General features: G+C 68.5%; 25 protein-coding genes. 23 read left to right on the top strand and 2 right to left on the bottom strand.

Annotated elements, in window-relative coordinates; genetic code table 11:
• The first annotated feature begins 32 nt into the window (after positions 1-32).
• From rplN to truA, 22 genes are all read left to right on the top strand, one after another.
• Positions 33-401, top strand: coding sequence for a 50S ribosomal protein L14 (gene rplN, locus FHS23_RS00720; RefSeq protein ID WP_183646144.1), 369 nt, complete (start codon positions 33-35; stop codon positions 399-401).
• Positions 402-716 carry a 50S ribosomal protein L24 gene (gene rplX, locus FHS23_RS00715; protein WP_183646142.1) on the top strand — a complete coding sequence of 105 codons (315 nt, stop codon included), beginning with the start codon at positions 402-404 and terminating at the stop codon, positions 714-716. It abuts the gene before it with no gap.
• Complete coding sequence (gene rplE, locus FHS23_RS00710; RefSeq protein ID WP_183646140.1) at positions 716-1,285, top strand: 50S ribosomal protein L5; 570 nt, start codon at positions 716-718, stop codon at positions 1,283-1,285. Before rplX ends, rplE begins: the two co-directional genes overlap by 1 nt.
• A 3-nt stretch (positions 1,286-1,288) precedes the next feature.
• A complete protein-coding gene (locus tag FHS23_RS00705; RefSeq protein ID WP_183646137.1) occupies positions 1,289-1,474 on the top strand; it encodes a type Z 30S ribosomal protein S14 in 186 nt (61 codons plus the stop codon).
• Positions 1,475-1,553: 79 nt separating this feature from the next.
• Positions 1,554-1,952, top strand: a complete 399-nt coding sequence (gene rpsH / locus FHS23_RS00700; RefSeq protein ID WP_183646135.1) for a 30S ribosomal protein S8 — start codon at positions 1,554-1,556, stop codon at positions 1,950-1,952.
• Positions 1,953-1,968: 16 nt separating this feature from the next.
• Positions 1,969-2,508 (top strand): 50S ribosomal protein L6, encoded by a 540-nt coding sequence (rplF, locus tag FHS23_RS00695; RefSeq protein WP_183646133.1) that lies wholly within the window; start codon positions 1,969-1,971, stop codon positions 2,506-2,508.
• 2 nt (positions 2,509-2,510) lie between these two features.
• On the top strand, positions 2,511-2,909 hold the full coding sequence (gene rplR, locus FHS23_RS00690; RefSeq protein ID WP_183646131.1) for a 50S ribosomal protein L18: 399 nt from the start codon (positions 2,511-2,513) through the stop codon (positions 2,907-2,909).
• 34 nt (positions 2,910-2,943) lie between these two features.
• Positions 2,944-3,585, top strand: coding sequence for a 30S ribosomal protein S5 (gene rpsE / locus FHS23_RS00685; protein WP_183646129.1), 642 nt, complete (start codon positions 2,944-2,946; stop codon positions 3,583-3,585).
• A gap of 1 nt (position 3,586) precedes the next feature.
• Positions 3,587-3,772 (top strand): 50S ribosomal protein L30, encoded by a 186-nt coding sequence (gene rpmD, locus FHS23_RS00680; RefSeq protein ID WP_183646127.1) that lies wholly within the window; start codon positions 3,587-3,589, stop codon positions 3,770-3,772.
• Positions 3,769-4,212, top strand: coding sequence for a 50S ribosomal protein L15 (gene rplO, locus FHS23_RS00675; RefSeq protein ID WP_183646125.1), 444 nt, complete (start codon positions 3,769-3,771; stop codon positions 4,210-4,212). Before rpmD ends, rplO begins: the two co-directional genes overlap by 4 nt.
• A 391-nt stretch (positions 4,213-4,603) precedes the next feature.
• Positions 4,604-5,911, top strand: a complete 1,308-nt coding sequence (gene secY / locus FHS23_RS00670) for a preprotein translocase subunit SecY (protein WP_183646123.1) — start codon at positions 4,604-4,606, stop codon at positions 5,909-5,911.
• A complete protein-coding gene (locus tag FHS23_RS00665; RefSeq protein WP_183646122.1) occupies positions 5,908-6,462 on the top strand; it encodes an adenylate kinase in 555 nt (184 codons plus the stop codon). Before secY ends, FHS23_RS00665 begins: the two co-directional genes overlap by 4 nt.
• A gap of 17 nt (positions 6,463-6,479) precedes the next feature.
• Positions 6,480-7,292: a type I methionyl aminopeptidase gene (gene map / locus FHS23_RS00660; RefSeq protein WP_221219025.1), complete on the top strand. Its 813-nt coding sequence runs from the start codon at positions 6,480-6,482 to the stop codon at positions 7,290-7,292.
• Positions 7,293-7,604: 312 nt separating this feature from the next.
• Positions 7,605-7,826 carry a translation initiation factor IF-1 gene (infA, locus tag FHS23_RS00655; RefSeq protein ID WP_030532868.1) on the top strand — a complete coding sequence of 74 codons (222 nt, stop codon included), beginning with the start codon at positions 7,605-7,607 and terminating at the stop codon, positions 7,824-7,826.
• 79 nt (positions 7,827-7,905) lie between these two features.
• Positions 7,906-8,019: a 50S ribosomal protein L36 gene (rpmJ, locus tag FHS23_RS00650; protein WP_005453284.1), complete on the top strand. Its 114-nt coding sequence runs from the start codon at positions 7,906-7,908 to the stop codon at positions 8,017-8,019.
• 238 nt (positions 8,020-8,257) lie between these two features.
• A complete protein-coding gene (gene rpsM, locus FHS23_RS00645; protein ID WP_183646120.1) occupies positions 8,258-8,635 on the top strand; it encodes a 30S ribosomal protein S13 in 378 nt (125 codons plus the stop codon).
• On the top strand, positions 8,635-8,826 hold the full coding sequence (locus tag FHS23_RS00640) for a hypothetical protein (RefSeq protein WP_183651247.1): 192 nt from the start codon (positions 8,635-8,637) through the stop codon (positions 8,824-8,826). The genes rpsM and FHS23_RS00640 overlap by 1 nt, the downstream gene beginning before the upstream one ends.
• A 15-nt stretch (positions 8,827-8,841) precedes the next feature.
• Positions 8,842-9,240 (top strand): 30S ribosomal protein S11, encoded by a 399-nt coding sequence (gene rpsK / locus FHS23_RS00635; protein ID WP_030532865.1) that lies wholly within the window; start codon positions 8,842-8,844, stop codon positions 9,238-9,240.
• Between the two features lie 23 nt (positions 9,241-9,263).
• Complete coding sequence (gene rpsD / locus FHS23_RS00630) at positions 9,264-9,869, top strand: 30S ribosomal protein S4 (protein WP_183646118.1); 606 nt, start codon at positions 9,264-9,266, stop codon at positions 9,867-9,869.
• Positions 9,870-9,960: 91 nt separating this feature from the next.
• Positions 9,961-11,040, top strand: coding sequence for a DNA-directed RNA polymerase subunit alpha (locus FHS23_RS00625; protein WP_183646116.1), 1,080 nt, complete (start codon positions 9,961-9,963; stop codon positions 11,038-11,040).
• 70 nt (positions 11,041-11,110) lie between these two features.
• Positions 11,111-11,689 (top strand): 50S ribosomal protein L17, encoded by a 579-nt coding sequence (gene rplQ / locus FHS23_RS00620; protein WP_183646114.1) that lies wholly within the window; start codon positions 11,111-11,113, stop codon positions 11,687-11,689.
• Between the two features lie 71 nt (positions 11,690-11,760).
• On the top strand, positions 11,761-12,588 hold the full coding sequence (gene truA / locus FHS23_RS00615) for a tRNA pseudouridine(38-40) synthase TruA (protein ID WP_343053548.1): 828 nt from the start codon (positions 11,761-11,763) through the stop codon (positions 12,586-12,588).
• Positions 12,589-12,654: 66 nt separating this feature from the next.
• On the opposite strand, the gene FHS23_RS00610 is transcribed toward truA, so the two are convergent.
• Both FHS23_RS00610 and eccE read right to left on the bottom strand, forming a co-directional pair.
• Positions 12,655-13,374, bottom strand: a complete 720-nt coding sequence (locus FHS23_RS00610) for a hypothetical protein (protein ID WP_183646112.1) — start codon at positions 13,372-13,374, stop codon at positions 12,655-12,657.
• Positions 13,375-13,450: 76 nt separating this feature from the next.
• A complete protein-coding gene (eccE, locus tag FHS23_RS00605; RefSeq protein ID WP_183646110.1) occupies positions 13,451-14,629 on the bottom strand; it encodes a type VII secretion protein EccE in 1,179 nt (392 codons plus the stop codon).
• An 866-nt stretch (positions 14,630-15,495) separates the two neighbouring features.
• On the opposite strand from eccE, the gene eccB reads away from it, so the two are divergent.
• Positions 15,496-17,139 (top strand): type VII secretion protein EccB, encoded by a 1,644-nt coding sequence (eccB, locus tag FHS23_RS00600; RefSeq protein ID WP_183646108.1) that lies wholly within the window; start codon positions 15,496-15,498, stop codon positions 17,137-17,139.
• Positions 17,140-17,350 lie beyond the last annotated feature (211 nt).

Below are 17,350 nucleotides of genomic sequence, written 5' to 3'. Positions count from 1 at the left end.
CCCGAGAACCGGCGCGACATACAGGAGTTGACGTGATCCAGCAGGAGTCGCGACTGCGAGTCGCCGACAACACGGGTGCCAAGGAGATCCTGACCATCCGCGTGCTCGGTGGCTCGGGGCGGCGCTACGCGGGCCTCGGCGACATCATCGTCGCCACCGTCAAGGACGCCATCCCGGGCGCCAATGTGAAGCGTGGTGACGTCGTCAAGGCGGTCATCGTCCGTACAGCGAAGGAGAGGCGTCGCCCTGACGGCTCCTACATCCGCTTCGACGAGAACGCCGCGGTGCTCATCAAGAACGACAACGAGCCGCGAGGCACGCGCATCTTCGGACCGGTCGGTCGCGAGCTGCGCGACCGCAAGTTCATGAAGATCATCTCGCTGGCGCCGGAGGTGCTCTGAATGAAGGTCAAGAAGGGCGACACCGTTCTCGTCGTCGCGGGCAAGGACAAGGGTGCGAAGGGCAAGGTCATCAAGGCCGACCCGGAGCGCAGCAAGGTCCTCGTCGAGGGCGTGAACCGGATCAAGAAGCACACGCGGATCTCCCAGAACCAGCGTGGTGCCGAGTCCGGCGGCATCGTCACCCAGGAGGCCCCGATCCACGTGTCGAACGTGATGGTCGTGGACTCCGACGGCAACCCGACCCGGGTCGGCTACCGCTTCGACGAGGACGGCAAGAAGGTTCGGATCTCGCGTAAGACGGGCAAGGACATCTGATGACGACCGCAGAGACGACATACCCGACCCCGCGGCTCAAGGTCCGCTACCGCGAGGAGATCGCGGGCCAGCTGCGCGAGGAGTTCGACCTCGAGAACGTGCACCAGATCCCCGGTGTCACGAAGGTCGTCGTGAACATGGGCGTCGGCGACGCCGCCCGCGACAGCAAGCTCATCGAAGGCGCAGTGCGTGACCTCGCCGCCATCACCGGGCAGAAGCCCGAGGTGCGCAGGGCCCGCAAGTCCATCGCGCAGTTCAAGCTGCGTGAGGGCATGCCGATCGGTGCGCGCACGACGCTGCGTGGCGACCGCATGTGGGAGTTCCTGGACCGGCTGCTGAACATCGCGCTGCCGCGGATCCGCGACTTCCGCGGGCTGTCGAGCAAGCAGTTCGACGGGCACGGCAACTACACGTTCGGCCTGTCGGAGCAGTCGATGTTCCACGAGATCGACCCCGACTCCATCGACCGCCCGCGCGGCATGGACGTCACGGTCGTGACCACCGCCAACAACGACGACGAAGGCCGTGCGCTGCTCCGCAAGCTCGGCTTCCCCTTTAAGGAGGCGTGAGCCATGGCTAAGAAGTCCCTCATCGCCAAGGCCGCTCGGAAGCCGAAGTTCAAGGTGCGGGCCTACACGCGTTGCCAGCGTTGCGGCCGGCCGCACTCGGTCTACCGCAAGTTCGGCCTCTGCCGCATCTGCCTGCGGGAAATGGCGCACGCGGGACAGCTTCCCGGCGTGAGCAAGTCCAGCTGGTGAAGGCGCCCCGATAACTCCCACTTCGCCACAGGCCCCGGCAGTGCCGGGGAACCAGGGCGAGAAAGGTTGACAGGTCACCATGACGATGACCGACCCGATCGCAGACTTCCTGACACGTCTGCGGAACGCGAACTCGGCGCACCACGACGAGGTGACGCTCCCGCACTCGAAGATCAAGGAGAACATCTCCGAGATCCTCAAGCGCGAGGGGTACATCGCGGAGTACCGCACCGAGCCCGGCGAGAAGCACCAGAACCTCGTCGTGAACCTCAAGTTCGGGCCGAACCGTGAACGCAGCATCGCCGGCCTTCGCCGCGTGTCGAAGCCGGGTCTGCGTGTGTACGCGAAATCCAACAACCTGCCGAAGGTTCTCGGCGGCCTCGGCGTCGCGATCATCTCGACGTCCGCCGGCCTCCAGACCGACCGTCAGGCCATGCGCAACGGCGTGGGCGGCGAAGTCCTCGCCTACGTCTGGTAAGGGAGGGGACAAGGCAATGTCACGCATTGGAAAGCTGCCGATCACCGTCCCCTCCGGGGTCGAGGTGAACATCGACGGCCAGCACGTGTCGGTGAAGGGCCCGAAGGGCACCCTCGAGCACACCGTGCCGGAGCCGATCGTCGTCGAGCGCGACTCCGACGGCGCGATCGTGGTGAATCGCCCGGACGAGGAGCGTGAGAACCGGTCGCTGCACGGCCTCACGCGGACGCTGGTGAACAACCTGGTCGTCGGCGTCAGCGAAGGCTACGAGAAGAAGATGGAGATCCACGGGGTCGGTTACCGCGTGCAGGCCAAGGGTTCGGACCTCGAGTTCGCCCTCGGCTACAGCCACCCGGTACTGATCAAGGCTCCGGAGGGCATCACGTTCAACGTGGAGAGCCCGACGAAGTTCTCGGTGGCCGGCATCGACAAGCAGAAGGTCGGCCAGACCGCTGCGGTCATCCGTAAGCTGCGGCGCCCGGACCCGTACAAGGGCAAGGGCCTGCGCTACGAGGGTGAGCGCATCCGTCGCAAGGTCGGAAAGACGGGTAAGTGATCATGAGCGAAACGGTTACGAAGCGCAGGCCGATCGGCAAGGACGTCTCGACCCGTCGCCGCGTGGGCAAAGCTCGCCGGCACAACCGGCTGCGCAAGAAGATCTTCGGCACCGCGGAGCGTCCGCGGCTGTCGGTGAAGCGCTCCTCCCGGCACATCTACGTGCAGTTGATCGACGACGTGGCGGGCCACACCGTGGCCTCGGCGTCGACGCTCGAGGCCGACGTGGCCGCCGTCGAGGGCGACAAGAAGGCCAAGGCCGCCAAGGTCGGCGAGCTGGTTGCCTCCCGCGCCAAGAACGCGGGTGTCGAGTCCGCGGTGTTCGACCGCGGCGGCAACGCCTACCACGGCCGGATCGCGGCGCTGGCCGACGCCGCTCGCGAAGCGGGGTTGGAATTCTGATGGTGAACAAGTTCGAGAACGGAAGGAACGCCTGATGCCGGGACGTACGCGGCAATCCGGCGGCCAGGGCGGGCCCGGCGAGCAGCAGAACCGCGAGCGCGGTGGCGGCCGGGACCGCAGGGACCGTCGTGACGGTGGCCGTGGCGGGGCGGCCCAGGACAAGAACCCGCACCTCGAGCGCGTTGTAGCGATCAACCGTGTGGCCAAGGTGGTCAAGGGCGGTCGTCGCTTCAGCTTCACCGCTCTGGTCGTGGTCGGCGACGGCGACGGTCAGGTCGGCGTCGGCTACGGCAAGGCCAAGGAGGTGCCCTCGGCGATCGCCAAGGGTGTCGAGGAGGCCAAGAAGAACTTCTTCCGCGTGCCCCGCATCGCCGGTACCATCCCGCACCCGGTTCAGGGTGAGGATGCCGCCGGTGTGGTGCTGCTCCGTCCGGCCTCCGCCGGTACCGGTGTCATCGCCGGTGGCCCGGTGCGTGCCGTGCTGGAGTGCGCGGGTGTGCACGACGTGCTGTCGAAGTCGCTGGGCAGCGACAACGCGATCAACATCGTGCACGCGACCGTCGCCGCGCTGAAGGGTCTGTCCCGTCCGGAAGAGGTGGCGGCCCGTCGCGGTCTGCCGCTCGAGGACGTCGCGCCGGCGCGCATGCTGCGTCAGCGTGCGGGTCAGGAGGTCTGAGATGGCGCAGCTGAAGGTCACCCAGACCAAGAGCGTGATCGGCACGCGGCAGAGCCACCGGGACACCCTGCGTACCCTGGGGCTGCGGAAGATCCGCCAGTCCGTGGTGCGTGAGGACACTCCCGACGTTCGCGGCCTGGTCCACACGGTGCGGCACCTGGTGAGCGTGGAGGAGGTCAACTCATGACCATCAAGATCCATGACCTGAAGCCTGCACCCGGCGCCAAGCGCGAGAAGATGCGCGTCGGCCGTGGTGAGGGTTCGAAAGGCAAGACCGCCGGTCGCGGTACGAAGGGCACCAAGGCCCGGAAGAACGTGCCCGCCGGCTTCGAGGGTGGGCAGATGCCCATCCAGATGCGGCTCCCGAAGCTGCGTGGCTTCAAGAACCGCTTCCGTACCGAGTACCAGCCGGTGAACGTGGGCGACATCGCCCGCGTGTTCGCCGACGGCGGCAAGGTGGGCAAGGACGAGCTCGTCGACAGCGGCCTCGTCCGCAAGGGCCACCTCGTCAAGGTTCTCGGCAACGGTGACGTCGACGGCGTCAAGCTCGAGGTTTCGGCCGACGCGTTCTCCAAGAGCGCGAAGGAGAAGCTCGAGGCGGCGGGTGGCGCGGCCACCACGCTCTGACGCTCGAGAATTCGCGGCAGCGGCCCGTCCGGCGACAGCCGGGCGGGCCGCTGCCGTGTGTGGTCGGAGTGTGCTCGGCGCGTTCGTACCGCGGTCGGCGCGTGTGATGCGCGTGACGGTCCGGGCCCGCGCGGAGTGGCGTTCGTCGCTTCGAGGACGGTGCGCGAGAGGGCTGCGCGACTTCCGTAGGTATGCTGCGGTCAGTTCGGCAACTCGGTGAATCGCCACCCTGAGCGGCTGTTAGAGTCGTCGAGGCGCCTGGGGACGTCCCATGTCTTCAAGCGTCCGTCTGGCCAGCTCGCCAGCGAAGTGAGTCGTCCCGCCGGCGTCCGAGACCGTCGGCCAAGCCGCTCGCCGGAACCCGCCGGCGACGCCTGAGGAGGTCCCCCGCGTGCTCAGCGCCTTCCGCTCGGCTCTCGCCACGCCGGACCTGCGCAAGAAGATCCTGTTCACGTTGATGATCGTGGCCGTGTATCGGCTCGGCGCGGTCATTCCAGCGCCTGGCGTGTCGTACAACAGCGTTCAGGCTTGTCAGGCGCAGGTCGAGGGTCAGAGTTTCTTCACGCTGCTGAACCTGTTCAGCGGTGGAGCGCTCCTTCAGCTCTCCATCTTCGCGACGGGCATCATGCCGTACATCACGGCGAGCATCATCGTGCAGCTGCTCACGGTGGTCATCCCGCACTTCGAGGAGCTGAAGAAGGAGGGCCAGTCCGGGCAGGGCAAGCTGACGCAGTACACGCGCTACCTGACGATCGCGCTGGCCATCCTCCAGGCCACCGGTGTGATCGCGCTGGCAGAGCGCGGCGGGATGTTCCCGAACTGCACCGAATCGATCTTCCCGGACAGCAGCGTCCTCACCATGGCGATCACGGTCCTGACGATGACCGCCGGTACCGCCGTGATGATGTGGATGGGTGAGCTGATCACCGAGCGCGGCGTCGGTAACGGCATGTCGCTGCTGATCTTCCTCAACATCGCGGCGCAGATCCCGGCCGAGGGCGCCAACATCCTGAACCAGAACACGCCGCTCGTGTTCGGGTTCGTCTGCCTGCTGGCACTGGTGATCATCGCGAGCGTCGTCTTCGTCGAGCAGGGGCAACGCCGAATCCCGGTGCAGTACGCCAAACGCATGGTCGGCAGGCGCATGTACGGGGGCACGTCGACGTACCTGCCGATCAAGGTCAACCAGGCCGGTGTCATTCCGGTGATCTTCGGCTCGTCGCTGCTGTACCTGCCGGACCTGCTGGTGAACCTGACCGGCGACCCGCAGAACCCGTCGGGCTTCACGCAGTTCATCCAGACGTACCTGAGTGATCAGAGCAGCTGGCTGCACATGCTGCTGTACTTCGCCCTGATCATCTTCTTCACGTACTTCTACATCACGATCACCTTCAACGTTGACGATCGCGCCGAGGAGATGAAGAAGTTCGGCGGCTTCATCCCGGGTATCCGCCCGGGCAGGCCGACCGCCGAGTACTTGCGCTTCGTACTGAGCAGGATCACGTTGCCCGGATCGATCTACCTTGGCATCGTGGCAATCCTGCCGAACTTCTTCCTGTCCCTCACCGGCGAAGGCCAGAACCAGAACTTCCCGCTCGGCGGCACGGCGGTTCTGATCATGGTCGGTGTCGGACTGGACACGGTGAAGCAGATCGAAAGCCAGCTCATGCAGCGCAACTACGAAGGGTTCCTCCGATGACGCGTGTGCTCCTTGTGGGTCCTCCCGGAGCGGGCAAAGGGACGCAGGCGGTCTCTCTCTCCGAGCGACTGGGCGTTCCGCACATCTCGACAGGTGATCTGTTTCGTGCCAACGTCGGCAACGAAACGCCGCTGGGCCTCGAAGCGAAGCGGTACATGGACGCCGGCGAGCTCGTACCCGACTCGGTGACCAACGAGATGGTGCGCGAACGTCTGGAGGAGCCGGACGCCAAGGCCGGTTTCCTGCTGGACGGGTTCCCGCGCAACACGAAGCAGGCGGACGTGCTGGGCGAGATGCTCGCCGCGCAGAACACGGCGCTCGACGGTGTGATCGAGCTGAAGGTGAGCGAGGACGAGCTGGTCGAGCGCCTGCTGGCCCGCGGCCGTAGCGACGACACCGAAGAGATCATCCGTCGCCGGCAGGAGGTCTACCGGCAGGAGACGGCGCCGTTGCTCGAGTACTACGCCGACATCCTGGTGACCGTGAACGGCATCGGTGAGGTCGACGAGGTTTCGCAGCGCGTGTTGGACGCGCTCGGCAAGAGCTCGTGAACCTGCTCGGCCTGAGGATGCCGCGGTGGATGCGCCGCGGCGGTTCGATCGAGGCGAAGTCCCGTGGCGAGCTGGAAGCCATGCGTGCGGCGGGTCTCGTCGTGTCGCGCACCCTGGCCGCCGTCACCGATGCGGCCAGGCCAGGGGTGAGCACGCTCGAACTCGACGCTCTGGCCGAGCAGTTGATCCGTGACGCCGACGCGGTGCCCTCGTTCAAGGGTTACCACGGTTTCCCGGGGTCGATCTGCGCGTCGGTGAACGACCAGATCGTGCACGGGATCCCGTCGTCGGAGCTGGTCCTCACCAGCGGCGACCTGCTGTCGGTCGACTGCGGTGCGATCCTCGAAGGCTGGCACGGCGACTCGGCCGTGACCATCTCGGTCGGCGAGGTGAGCGAGCCAGACCGGAAGTTGTCGGCGGCGACGAAGTCGGCGATGCAGGCCGGGATCGACGCCGCCCGTCCCGGCGCCCGGCTGACCGACATCTCCCACGCCGTCGAGATGGAAGCCCTGAGTAAGATCCTCGAGGACGGCATCGAGTACGGCATGATCGAGGAGTACGGCGGGCACGGCATCGGGCGCGAGATGCACATGGAGCCGTTCCTGCCGAACGTCGGCAAGCCGGGTCGTGGACCCGAGCTGCAGCCGGGCGTGACCCTGGCGATCGAGCCGATGCTGACCGGCGGATCCGGCGGAACGGTGGAGCTCGACGACGGGTGGACCGTCATCACCGACGACGGTTCGCGCGCGGCCCACTGGGAACACACCGTGGCGGTCACCGAGGACGGCCCGTGGGTGCTCACCGCGCCGGAGGCGGCGTCAGCGGAGTAACCTGGACTCTGTACCGAGGTTGCTGCGGACCGTCACTCGGATGGACCAAGGCCGCTCACTCTCCGCGTTCGCGGAGCGCACGGATGCTGCGCGCACCTATCACGACCGGCCCCGGTTTGGGGGCCGTGACACGAGGTGCGTAGACTGTACAGCTGGCGTGCCTTCCATGCTGTTCTCCGATGCCCGTTCGGGGCAGGTGCGGATTTCCGGTTCCGGAATCCTCCCGGCCACTCGACGTGTTCGGACGCAGGATGGAGCGCCCGTCAGTCCAGGTAAGCACCATCGCTCAACCAATCACGAATTGCGGAGTACATGGCGAAGAAAGACGGGGCCATTGAGGTAGAAGGCCGCGTGATCGAGCCGCTCCCCAACGCGATGTTCCGTGTCGAGTTGGAGAACGGCCACAAGGTCCTGGCCCACATCAGCGGCAAGATGCGGCAGCACTACATCCGCATCCTGCCTGAGGACAAAGTGGTTGTGGAGCTGTCGCCCTACGACCTGTCTCGTGGTCGCATCGTCTACCGCTACAAGTGATCACGGAGGGCGTGGCGGATGCCTGAGGTGCCCTCCCCGGTAGGGCACGCGGTTATTCGACACGACGAAAGCAGGAGACGTGAAGGTCAAGCCGAGCGTCAAGCGAATCTGCGACAAGTGCCAGGTGGTTCGGCGGCACGGCCGGATCATGGTGATCTGCGACAACCTGCGGCACAAGCAGCGGCAGGGCTGAGCAGCTCGTCCACTTGTCGACAGTGACGTGACACCAGAGCACTGGCACATCACAAGAGCACTGTGACAACTACAGCCTCCCCGAACCTGCGCTGACCGGACACGAGCCGTACAGCGCCGACCTCCGGACTTCAGGCCGGGGCCGGGACACCGCCTGCGAGAGCGGGTGGAGACGCGAGTCGTCCCGGAAGTGGTCGGGGAGCAGACCTGAAGAGAAACTACGAGGAGCACAAGCGCCAATGGCACGACTCGCTGGCGTCGATCTCCCCCGCGAGAAGCGGCTGGAGATCGCGCTGACATACATCTACGGCATCGGCCGTACCAGCGCCAAGCAGATCGCCGTCGCGACGGAACTGAACCCGGACACCCGGGTCAAGGACCTCGGCGACGACGACCTGGTGAAGCTGCGTGACCACATCGAAGAGAACTTCAGGGTCGAGGGTGACCTCCGCCGCGAGGTGAACGCCGACATCCGTCGGAAGATCGAGATCGGGTGCTACGAGGGTCTTCGTTGGCGCCGTGGCCTGCCTGTCCGCGGTCAGCGCACCAAGACCAACGCGCGCACGCGCAAGGGCCCGAAGAAGACGGTCGCCGGCAAGAAGAAGGCGGGCCGCTGATGACCGTCGTACGGACCAAGCGGCGTGCGATGCGCGCGGGCGTCGGCTCGCGTCGCAATCACGCGACGTCGCCGAAGTCGCTGTACGCCCGTCCGATGGCGCTGCGCGAGCTGTACTCCGACGCCGGAACGATCATCCGGCGCGGGCAGCAGGAAGCCGCCGCGGCCGCCGACGAGAAGCACTCGCGCTAACGAGGAGATCACCCAATGCCACCCCGCAGTGGCGGCGCCAAGAAGGTGCGCCGCAAAGAGAAGAAAAATGTTGCCCACGGGCATGCTCACATCAAGAGCACGTTCAACAACACGATCATTTCGATCACCGACCCGAACGGTGCTGTGATCTCGTGGGCTTCGTCCGGGCACGTCGGCTTCAAGGGCTCGCGTAAGTCCACGCCGTTCGCCGCCCAGATGGCCGCGGAGAACGCGGCCCGCAAGGCCGCCGAGCACGGCATGAAGAAGGTCGACGTGTTCGTGAAGGGCCCGGGCTCGGGTCGCGAGACCGCGATCCGCTCGCTGCAGGCCGCCGGCCTCGAGGTCGGCACCATCCAGGACGTGACCCCGCAGCCGCACAACGGCTGCCGCCCGCCGAAGCGTCGTCGGGTCTGAGGAACGGGGAGGAGTAGACAGAAATGGCTCGTTACACCGGCCCCGCGACGCGTCTGTCGCGTCGCCTCAAGACCGACCTCATCGGCGGCGACCAGGCCTTCGAACGTCGTCCCTACCCGCCGGGCCAGCACGGCCGCGGCCGGGTCAAGGAGAGCGAGTACCTGCTTCAGCTGCAGGAGAAGCAGAAGGCCCGCCACACCTACGGCGTGCTCGAGCGCCAGTTCCGCCGCTACTACGAGGAAGCCGCACGGCGTTCCGGTAAGACCGGCGAGAACCTCCTGCAGATCTGCGAGTCGCGGCTGGACAACGTCGTGTACCGCGCGGGCATCGCCCGTACCCGCCGCCAGGCCCGTCAGCTCGTGGGCCACGGCCACTTCACGGTCAACGGCAAGAACGTGAACGTGCCCAGCTACCGGGTGTCCAAGTTCGACATCATCGACGTGCGGCCGAAGTCCGCGAAGATGCTGCCGTTCGTGGCCGCCAAGGAGGCCCTGGGCGAGCGTCCGATCCCGGCCTGGCTGCAGGTCGTGCCGTCGACGCTGCGGATTCTCGTGCACCAGCTCCCCGAGCGGGCGCAGATCGAGATCCCCGTGCAGGAACAGCTGATCGTCGAGTACTACTCGAAGTGATCGCCGGCGGCGGCGCGGCCGATCCGCGCCGCCGCTCCGCCATCCCTTTCGGCGTCATATGGCGGGCGCCGGCAGGAAAGGACAAGGAACAGTGCTGATTTCCCAGCGGCCGACTCTCGGAGAAGAGACGGTCAACGAGACCCGGTCCCGGTTCACCATCGAGCCGCTCGAGCCGGGCTTCGGCTACACGCTCGGCAACTCGCTCCGGCGTACGTTGCTGTCGTCGATCCCGGGTGCTGCGATCACGAGCATCCGCATCGACGGCGTTCTGCACGAGTTCACCACCGTCCCGGGGGTGAAGGAGGATGTCACCGAGATCATCCTGAACCTCAAGGAGCTCGTGGTGTCCTCCGAGGAGGACGAGCCCGTCACCATGTACCTGCGCAAGCAGGGCCCGGGTGAGGTCACCGCGGCGGACATCGTGCCGCCGGCAGGGGTGACCGTGCACAACCCGGATCTGCACATCGGCTGGCTGAACGACAAGGGCAAGCTCGAGGTCGAGCTCGTCGTCGAGCGTGGCCGTGGCTACGTGCCCGCGCTGCAGAACAAGCAGGCGGGTGCCGAGATCGGCCGGATCCCGGTCGACTCGATCTACTCGCCGGTGCTGAAGGTGACGTACAAGGTCGAGGCCACGCGTGTCGAGCAGCGGACCGACTTCGACAAGCTGATCCTGGACGTGGAGACGAAGCCGTCGATCACGCCGCGGGACGCCGTCGCCTCGGCGGGCAAGACGCTCGTCGAGCTGTTCGGCCTCGCCCGGGAGCTGAACGTCGACGCGGAGGGCATCGAGATCGGCCCGTCGCCGCAGGAGGCGGACACCATCGCCGCCTACGCGATGCCGATCGAGGACCTGGACCTGACGGTGCGGTCCTACAACTGCCTCAAGCGCGAGGGAATTCACACGGTCGGCGAGCTGGTCTCGCGTAGCGAGGCCGACCTGCTCGACATCCGCAACTTCGGTGCGAAGTCGATCGACGAGGTGAAGATGAAGCTCGTCGGCCTCGGCCTCGCGCTCAAGGACAGCCCGCCCGGGTTCGACCCGACGACCGCGGCCGCCAACTACGACGACGGCGAGGGCTGGGGCGACGACATGTCCGTCGGCGTCCCCGGTGGTCTGTCCGACGATGGCCACGACGATGGCCAGGACTACGCAGAGACGGAGCAGTTGTAGGACCCGACGACGGTGGCCGGTTCGCGCCGGCCACCGGGTCCCACGGCTGAGAAGCTAACGAGGAGAACCGATGCCCACCCCCACCAAGGGACGCCGTCTCGGTGGATCGCCGTCGCATGAGCGGCTGATGTTGGCGAACCTGGCCACGTCGCTGTTCGAGCACGGCAAGATCACCACCACCGAGGCCAAGGCCAGGCGTGTCCGGCCGCTCGCGGAGAAGCTGATCACGAAGGCCAAGCGCGGCGACGTGCACAACCGGCGTCAGATCATGCGGACCATCCGCAACAAGGACGTCGTGCACAAGCTGGTCGAGGAGATCGGCCCGCACTTCTCGGACCGCAACGGTGGTTACGTCCGCATCACCAAGACGCTGCCGCGCAAGGGCGACAACGCCCCGATGGCGGTCATCGAACTGGTGGCGGAGAAGACCGTGACGTCCGAGGCCGAGAAGGCTCGCGGCACGAAGTTCGCGGCCGACGAGAAGCCCGCAGAGGCCGAGTCGGCTGAGAGCGCCGAGTCCGCGGACTCCGCCGACAGTGCCGACTCGGGCGACTCGGCGGACTCCGCCGACTCGGCCGACAGCCCGGCCGCCGAGGCGGGCGAGCAGGCCGACGAGCAGGCCGAGTCCGAGAAGAAGGACGAAGCCTGACAGGCAGTCACGCATCGAACGAGCCCGCCGCTCCCCTCGGGGAGGGCGGGCTCGTTCGTCTGCGCCTCGAGGTGGCCTACGACGGCACGGACTTCTCCGGGTGGGCTCGGCAGCCCGGCAGGCGGACCGTGCAGGGGTCGCTGGAGGAGGCGCTGGCGACGCAGCCGCCCGGCGCGTCGGTGCCGCGGTCGGTGGTCGTCGCGGGCCGTACGGACGCCGGGGTGCACGCGGCGAGGCAGGTGGTGCACGTCGACGTCGAACCCTACGACGGGCAGCCGACGTCGCGCCGGTTGACCGTCGACGAGCGCGGCCTGCCGGACCTGGACCGCATGCGTCACCGGTGGAATCGACTGCTGCCGCCGGACGTGCGCGTGCTCGCCGCGGCTCCGGCCCCGGACGGTTTCGATGCCCGGTTCTCCGCCGTCCGGAGGCACTACCGCTACCAGGTCTCCGACGCGCCGTGGGGCGTCGAACCGTTGCGGCGGAAGGACACGCTGGCCTGGCACCGCCCGTTGGCCGTCGACGCGCTGCAGGAGGCGTCTCAGGCGCTGCTGGGGTTGCAGGACTTCGCGGCGTACTGCAAGCAGCGTGAGGGCGCGACGACCGTCAGGGAACTGCAGCGGTTCACGTGGCGGCGCGTGGGCGAGCACGAGGTGCACGCCGACGTGTCCGCGGACGCGTTCTGCCACTCGATGGTGCGCAGCCTCGTCGGGGCGGTGCTGATGGTCGGCGACGGCAGGCGTGACGTGGAATGGCCGCACCGGGTGCTCGACAGCCGGCAGCGCGCGAGCTCCGTCGCGCCGGCCCACGGGCTCACACTCCTGGCGATCGACTACCCGCCCGACGACGAGCTCGCCGCCCGCGCAGAGCAGACCCGCAACGTCCGCGACGCACTCTGAACACGCAGCGAGGACGCCCCCAAGGCAAACGCCCCCAAGGTGCCTTGGGGGCACGCGCCGGGCCTGTCAGTCGCCTCGGCGGACGGGGCCGAGGATCGCCTGCTCCTTGTTGGTCGTGACGAGCCGGAGCGGGCGCCACAGGTTCCTGCCGAGGGCGACGACCTGGTCGTCCTTCAACGTCGTCAGCTGACGGGTCATTTGCTGCGGCAGCCGCCAGATCTGCGCCGCCAGGTCGGCCTGGCCCGCGGGCAGTCGCTGCATCAGCACCAGGTCGGCACCGTTGGCGACCGCCGTGGCCTGCGGGTGCAGGTACGGCAGCACATAGACGGTCGTCTGCCACGGAGAGCGCGGTGGGAACAGGTCCTGCGGCGTGGGACCGCCGTCGTTGACCACGAGCAGCGGCGCGTCCTCCGACGGCCGGGGCAGTTCGACGGGCGAGAGCCTGCGGATCTGCACCAGCGGCGACGGCTGGCCGTCCCGATGCGTACCCGCGGCCTGCTGCAGCACGTGCCACGCGGCGGGGCGGCCCGTGGCGACGATGCACCACGCGCCGACCGCCATCGCACGCATCGCCACCTGGCGCGCCAGGTACAGCCCGCCGACCAGCACGATGCGCGTCGGCACCGACCGCAGCGCGGAGACCGTCAGCGGTTCACCCTGCAGCCCGGAGCCGAGGATGATGCCGCCGCGGTCGCCGGACGGGCTGACGGCGTCGAGCAGCGCGGGGTCGGCGATGAACTCGGGCGCCACCCCGTCGACCTTGGTCGGGTCTTGCAGTCGGGTCATTTCTCGATTCCTTCCCGCTCCGCGCCTCGGGCCTTGGCGGCCCTGCGCTGCGCACGGGTCGTCGTCTGTGCCCGGGTCATGCGGTGCCTCCCAGCGGGATCGTCGCCGCCAGTCCGTCGGTCTGTTTGCCGCGCAGCGGGGTCAGCGAGACGCCCACCTTGTCGGCGAGCGTGCCGAGTCGCTGGTCGGCGGTGTCGAGTTCACGCGGGTTGCGGGCGCTGACGCGGACGATGCCGCGCAGCGTGACCTTGCCTTCGTCCTCGGCGGGGGAGATCGCCATGCCCACCGTGGACGACAGCGCGCGCACGCTGGTCAGGGCGTTCAGGTTCTGTGTGACCTTGCCTTTCGGCCAGCCGGTGATGGCGTAGCTGGCGTGGCCGATGCCCGCGGCCGTCACGCCCGTCCACTTCTCCTTCAGCGACACCTTCTGGCCCGAGCCGACGACGCCCGTGAGCTCGGCGGCGGAGATTCCGGCCCTCAGCAGTTCGTCGGCGTCCAGCGGGCGCGTGGGGATGCCGTTCGACTCGAGGGCGTTGCGGACGCGAGAGAGCGCACCCATCAGCGCGCGATGCGCACCGACGACACCGCCGCCACGTTCGCGGACGGCCTCGGCGCAGCGCTTCGGGTCCAGCCGCAGCGAGATCCACGTCGTTCGCCGCGCGGCGGCGGGAAGCGGGCCGAGGACCTCCATGTACGAGCTGAGCGCGGGCGAGTCGGAGGGAAGCGCGGCGCTGCCGGGGTAGCAGTGCCACGTCATCTGGATGGAGTCGAGCACCACGCCGCGGTCCTCGAGGCACGGTGCCAGTGCCGACAGCGGCAGGCTCGGCGCGCCGCCCGCCTGCGTGATCAGCGCCGGGGTCGGCTCGACCAGCAGCACGGCCGTCCACGTGCCGTCGTGCCAGGCGAGCCCGACGTCGGAGTGCTCGTGGTCGTTGCCGTGCGCCACGACGAGGCCGGGGATCGCCAGCCGCAGCAGGTTGACGCGCACGTCGTCGTCGCCGATGACCGTCTCCTCCTCGTCGTCCACCGTTTCGATGGACTTCGGAGGCGGCGGTGTCGCCGTGCGGGCGCGCGAACGGAACGTGTACCGCGACGTCAGTCCCGCCCACTGGGTGAACCACTGGCCGTTCCAGCGCAGCAGTGCCAGGACGATCGTCAGGCCGAGAACGCCGACGCCGACCCACAGCAGCGCTTCGTTGATCGCGACCAGCACCAGTCCGATGGCGAGCCCGACCTCGATGAGCACGACGTTCATCACCGGCAGCGGGCCGAGGCTCGCGCCGAGGGTCCGCCTGCGGGCGGGCGGTGCGTTCCGGGGCTGCGATTCCTGCGGTGTGGCAGGTTCGGGCGGCGTGGGTTCGGGTCCGCCGGAGCCGTGCGGCCCGCTCGGGCCACCCGGCCCACCGGGACCTCCCGGCCCACCGGGACCTCCCGGCCCACCGGGTCCGCCCGGCCCGCCGGGGCCGTTGCCGCCGGGGCCGTTGCCGCCGGGGCCACCGGGTCCGCCGGGAGGCGGTCCCTTCGGCGCACCCTTGTCGGGTCCTCCGGGGCCGCCGGGTCCTCCAGGGCCGCCGGGTCGCTGCGGAGCGCCACCGGGTCCGCTCGGCCCGCCGGGGCCGCCCGGACCGTTCGGCCCACCCGGTCCTCCGGGGCCACCGGGGCCGGGCCTGCCGGGACCTCCCGGCCCACCGGGACCGCCCGGGCCCTTCGGACCCGCGGGTGCACCGGGTCCGCCCGGGCCGCCGGGACCGGGTCTGCCGGGGCCTGCAGGACCACCGGGACCACCGGGTCCGCCCGGGCCCGGACGTCCGGGACCGCCGGGTCCCTGCGGCCGCTGGGGTCCCCCGGGGCCCGGCGGCCTCCCTCCCGGAGGCGGGCCCGATGAACGTGGAGTGGTGACGGACATCCGCTGGCTTCTTCCCCTCTTGTCCCTCGCGTGTGCCCGGTCGGCCGCAGGCGCAGCCTGGTTTGTTCACTGCGGGACTCGTGTGACGGTCACGCAGCGAAAACAGCCATCCCGGGGAGCCGCAGACTAGCGGGTGTTGGTAGAAACCAACACCAGCCGGTCCTGCACGGCTATCCTGCGGGACCGTATCGCGATGGGGAGGCAGTGGGGCGAGAATGCCGTCAACACCGACAACAAAGTCACAGGTTCAGGCGTACCGGTTCGTACTGCGCCGCATGCAGTCGGCTCTGGTGCGCAAGGACCCGGTCATGCTGCACGACCCGATGCGAACCCACGGACGTGCGACCACGGTCGGCGTCGTCCTCGGCGCGCTCGGCTGCCTCGGATTCCTCGTGTTCGGCATTTTCAAGCCGGCGCCGACCGTGCCCGACAGCGGCATCGTGATCAGTGAACAGTCCGGCCAGGTCTACGTCGTGCACCAAGCGCAGGGCGGCGACAAGCGGCTCATCCCGACGTTCAACGTCGCGTCCGCGAAGCTGCTGAGCATGGCGCAGGCCCAGCAGGGCGGCGACGGCGGTGAAGGTGGGGGACAGCTGCCGCAGGCGCCCGATCCCGCTGACCTCGAGCCGCAGGTCGTGCCCGACACGCAGTTGGTCGACATCGGCCGGGAACGGCTGCGGGGCATTCCCGACGGCCCGCCGCTGCTGCCGACGAACGAGCAGACGATCGGCCAGAACTGGGCCGTGTGCGACAACCTGAACTACGACAGTTCGCTGCCCGACACCACGGCGCGGCAGGAGGCCGAGGTCACGAGCCAGGTGCTCGCCGGCGAGTCCGGCGGCGCGCGTCAGGACGAACTGGCGCGGAACCAGGCGATTCTCGCCAAGAATTCGAAGGGCAGCGACAACACGGTTTACCTGGTCTACCGCCAGGCGGACACACAGGCGGGTCAGGGCGATGCGGTGAAGGCGCCGGTCGACATGTCCGGCGATGACCCGATCGTGAACGCGTTCAACCTGAGCGAAGACGACGTCCGCAAGATGTCGCCGAGCCTGCTCGAGGCCATCCCGAATGCGTCCGGCGAGCTCGTCGCCCCGAAGATCCCGGGAATGGGCAGCACCCCGCAGGACTTCGACGTGGAGTCGGCGCCGGTCGGCTCGGTCCTCGAGGTCCAGGACGCGGGGTCGACGACGTACTACCTCGTGCTGCAGCAGGGCGTGCAGGAGATCAACGAGGGTGCGGCCAGCGTCATGCTCGCCGCCGACGAGAGCGCCAGGACCGCGCGCCGCGTGGGGCCGGGCGCCATCGCCGGTGCGCCGAAGCTGTCGGAGGGCGACCAGGGCTGGTACGAGCTCGACCACCTGCCGGTGGCCGGTGACCTCGAGATCGTCGACCAGGAACTCACCCCGCACACCTGCCTCGGCTGGAGCGTCGAGGGCGAGGGACGGGCCCGCGACTCGGTGACCCGGCTGTACGTGCACAACACGTCGCCGCTGCCCAAGGGGGCGAATCCGATCGACGTGGAGACACCCGCGCCCGACGGGTACAACCAGGTCGACCAGTTCTACATGCAGCCGGGTCACGCTGCGGTCGTCCGCTCGGCCACCACGCGGGAGACGTTCGACGGAGGCCCGCTGCAGCTGGTCTCCGATCGCGGTATCCGCTACAGCATTCCGGACGTGACGACCGCCGAGTGGCTCGGCCTGACCGGGGACATGTTCGACGCGGCGCCGGAAACGATTCTCAAGATGCTGCCCGCGGGTTCCTCGCTGAACTATCAGGACGTGCGGCAGACGTACGACTCGGTCCAGGTGCAGACGCCGGGTGTCGACAGCGGCGCGGCGGCCGCCGGCGGCTGACGGCACCTCCGGTCTGATGCCCCGAAGGGCACCTAGTGGCGTTGAGCGCCCCGAGGGTGTCCTTCGGGGCATCGTCGTGTCCGGGCCCGGGCGGTCGTGTGTGACGGCCGATCGGGTCGACGCTGACCCACCGGGACCGGCATCGACACCGACACCGCCACCGACACCGACACACGGGCTCGGGCGGTACTGCAAGCCCAGCCGTTCAGCG

Origin of the sequence: Prauserella isguenensis (assembly GCF_014191605.1) — a bacterium.
GTDB classification, from domain to species: domain Bacteria; phylum Actinomycetota; class Actinomycetes; order Mycobacteriales; family Pseudonocardiaceae; genus Prauserella; species Prauserella isguenensis.
Note: the sequence above shows the minus strand (reverse complement) of the source record. Positions and strands in the feature narration are given on the sequence as shown.

Coding starts and splice junctions, on each gene's coding strand:
- rplX (WP_183646142.1), top strand. CDS start 402: ATGAAGGTCAAGAAGGGCGACACCGTTCTCGTCGTCGCGGGCAAGGAC.
- rplE (WP_183646140.1), top strand. CDS start 716: ATGACGACCGCAGAGACGACATACCCGACCCCGCGGCTCAAGGTCCGC.
- FHS23_RS00705 (WP_183646137.1), top strand. CDS start 1,289: ATGGCTAAGAAGTCCCTCATCGCCAAGGCCGCTCGGAAGCCGAAGTTC.
- rpsH (WP_183646135.1), top strand. CDS start 1,554: ATGACGATGACCGACCCGATCGCAGACTTCCTGACACGTCTGCGGAAC.
- rplF (WP_183646133.1), top strand. CDS start 1,969: ATGTCACGCATTGGAAAGCTGCCGATCACCGTCCCCTCCGGGGTCGAG.
- rplR (WP_183646131.1), top strand. CDS start 2,511: ATGAGCGAAACGGTTACGAAGCGCAGGCCGATCGGCAAGGACGTCTCG.
- rpsE (WP_183646129.1), top strand. CDS start 2,944: ATGCCGGGACGTACGCGGCAATCCGGCGGCCAGGGCGGGCCCGGCGAG.
- rpmD (WP_183646127.1), top strand. CDS start 3,587: ATGGCGCAGCTGAAGGTCACCCAGACCAAGAGCGTGATCGGCACGCGG.
- rplO (WP_183646125.1), top strand. CDS start 3,769: ATGACCATCAAGATCCATGACCTGAAGCCTGCACCCGGCGCCAAGCGC.
- FHS23_RS00665 (WP_183646122.1), top strand. CDS start 5,908: ATGACGCGTGTGCTCCTTGTGGGTCCTCCCGGAGCGGGCAAAGGGACG.
- map (WP_221219025.1), top strand. CDS start 6,480: ATGCCGCGGTGGATGCGCCGCGGCGGTTCGATCGAGGCGAAGTCCCGT.
- infA (WP_030532868.1), top strand. CDS start 7,605: ATGGCGAAGAAAGACGGGGCCATTGAGGTAGAAGGCCGCGTGATCGAG.
- rpsM (WP_183646120.1), top strand. CDS start 8,258: ATGGCACGACTCGCTGGCGTCGATCTCCCCCGCGAGAAGCGGCTGGAG.
- FHS23_RS00640 (WP_183651247.1), top strand. CDS start 8,635: ATGACCGTCGTACGGACCAAGCGGCGTGCGATGCGCGCGGGCGTCGGC.
- rpsK (WP_030532865.1), top strand. CDS start 8,842: ATGCCACCCCGCAGTGGCGGCGCCAAGAAGGTGCGCCGCAAAGAGAAG.
- rpsD (WP_183646118.1), top strand. CDS start 9,264: ATGGCTCGTTACACCGGCCCCGCGACGCGTCTGTCGCGTCGCCTCAAG.
- rplQ (WP_183646114.1), top strand. CDS start 11,111: ATGCCCACCCCCACCAAGGGACGCCGTCTCGGTGGATCGCCGTCGCAT.
- FHS23_RS00610 (WP_183646112.1), bottom strand. CDS start 13,374: ATGACCCGACTGCAAGACCCGACCAAGGTCGACGGGGTGGCGCCCGAG.
- eccE (WP_183646110.1), bottom strand. CDS start 14,629: ATGAACGTCGTGCTCATCGAGGTCGGGCTCGCCATCGGACTGGTGCTG.
- eccB (WP_183646108.1), top strand. CDS start 15,496: ATGCCGTCAACACCGACAACAAAGTCACAGGTTCAGGCGTACCGGTTC.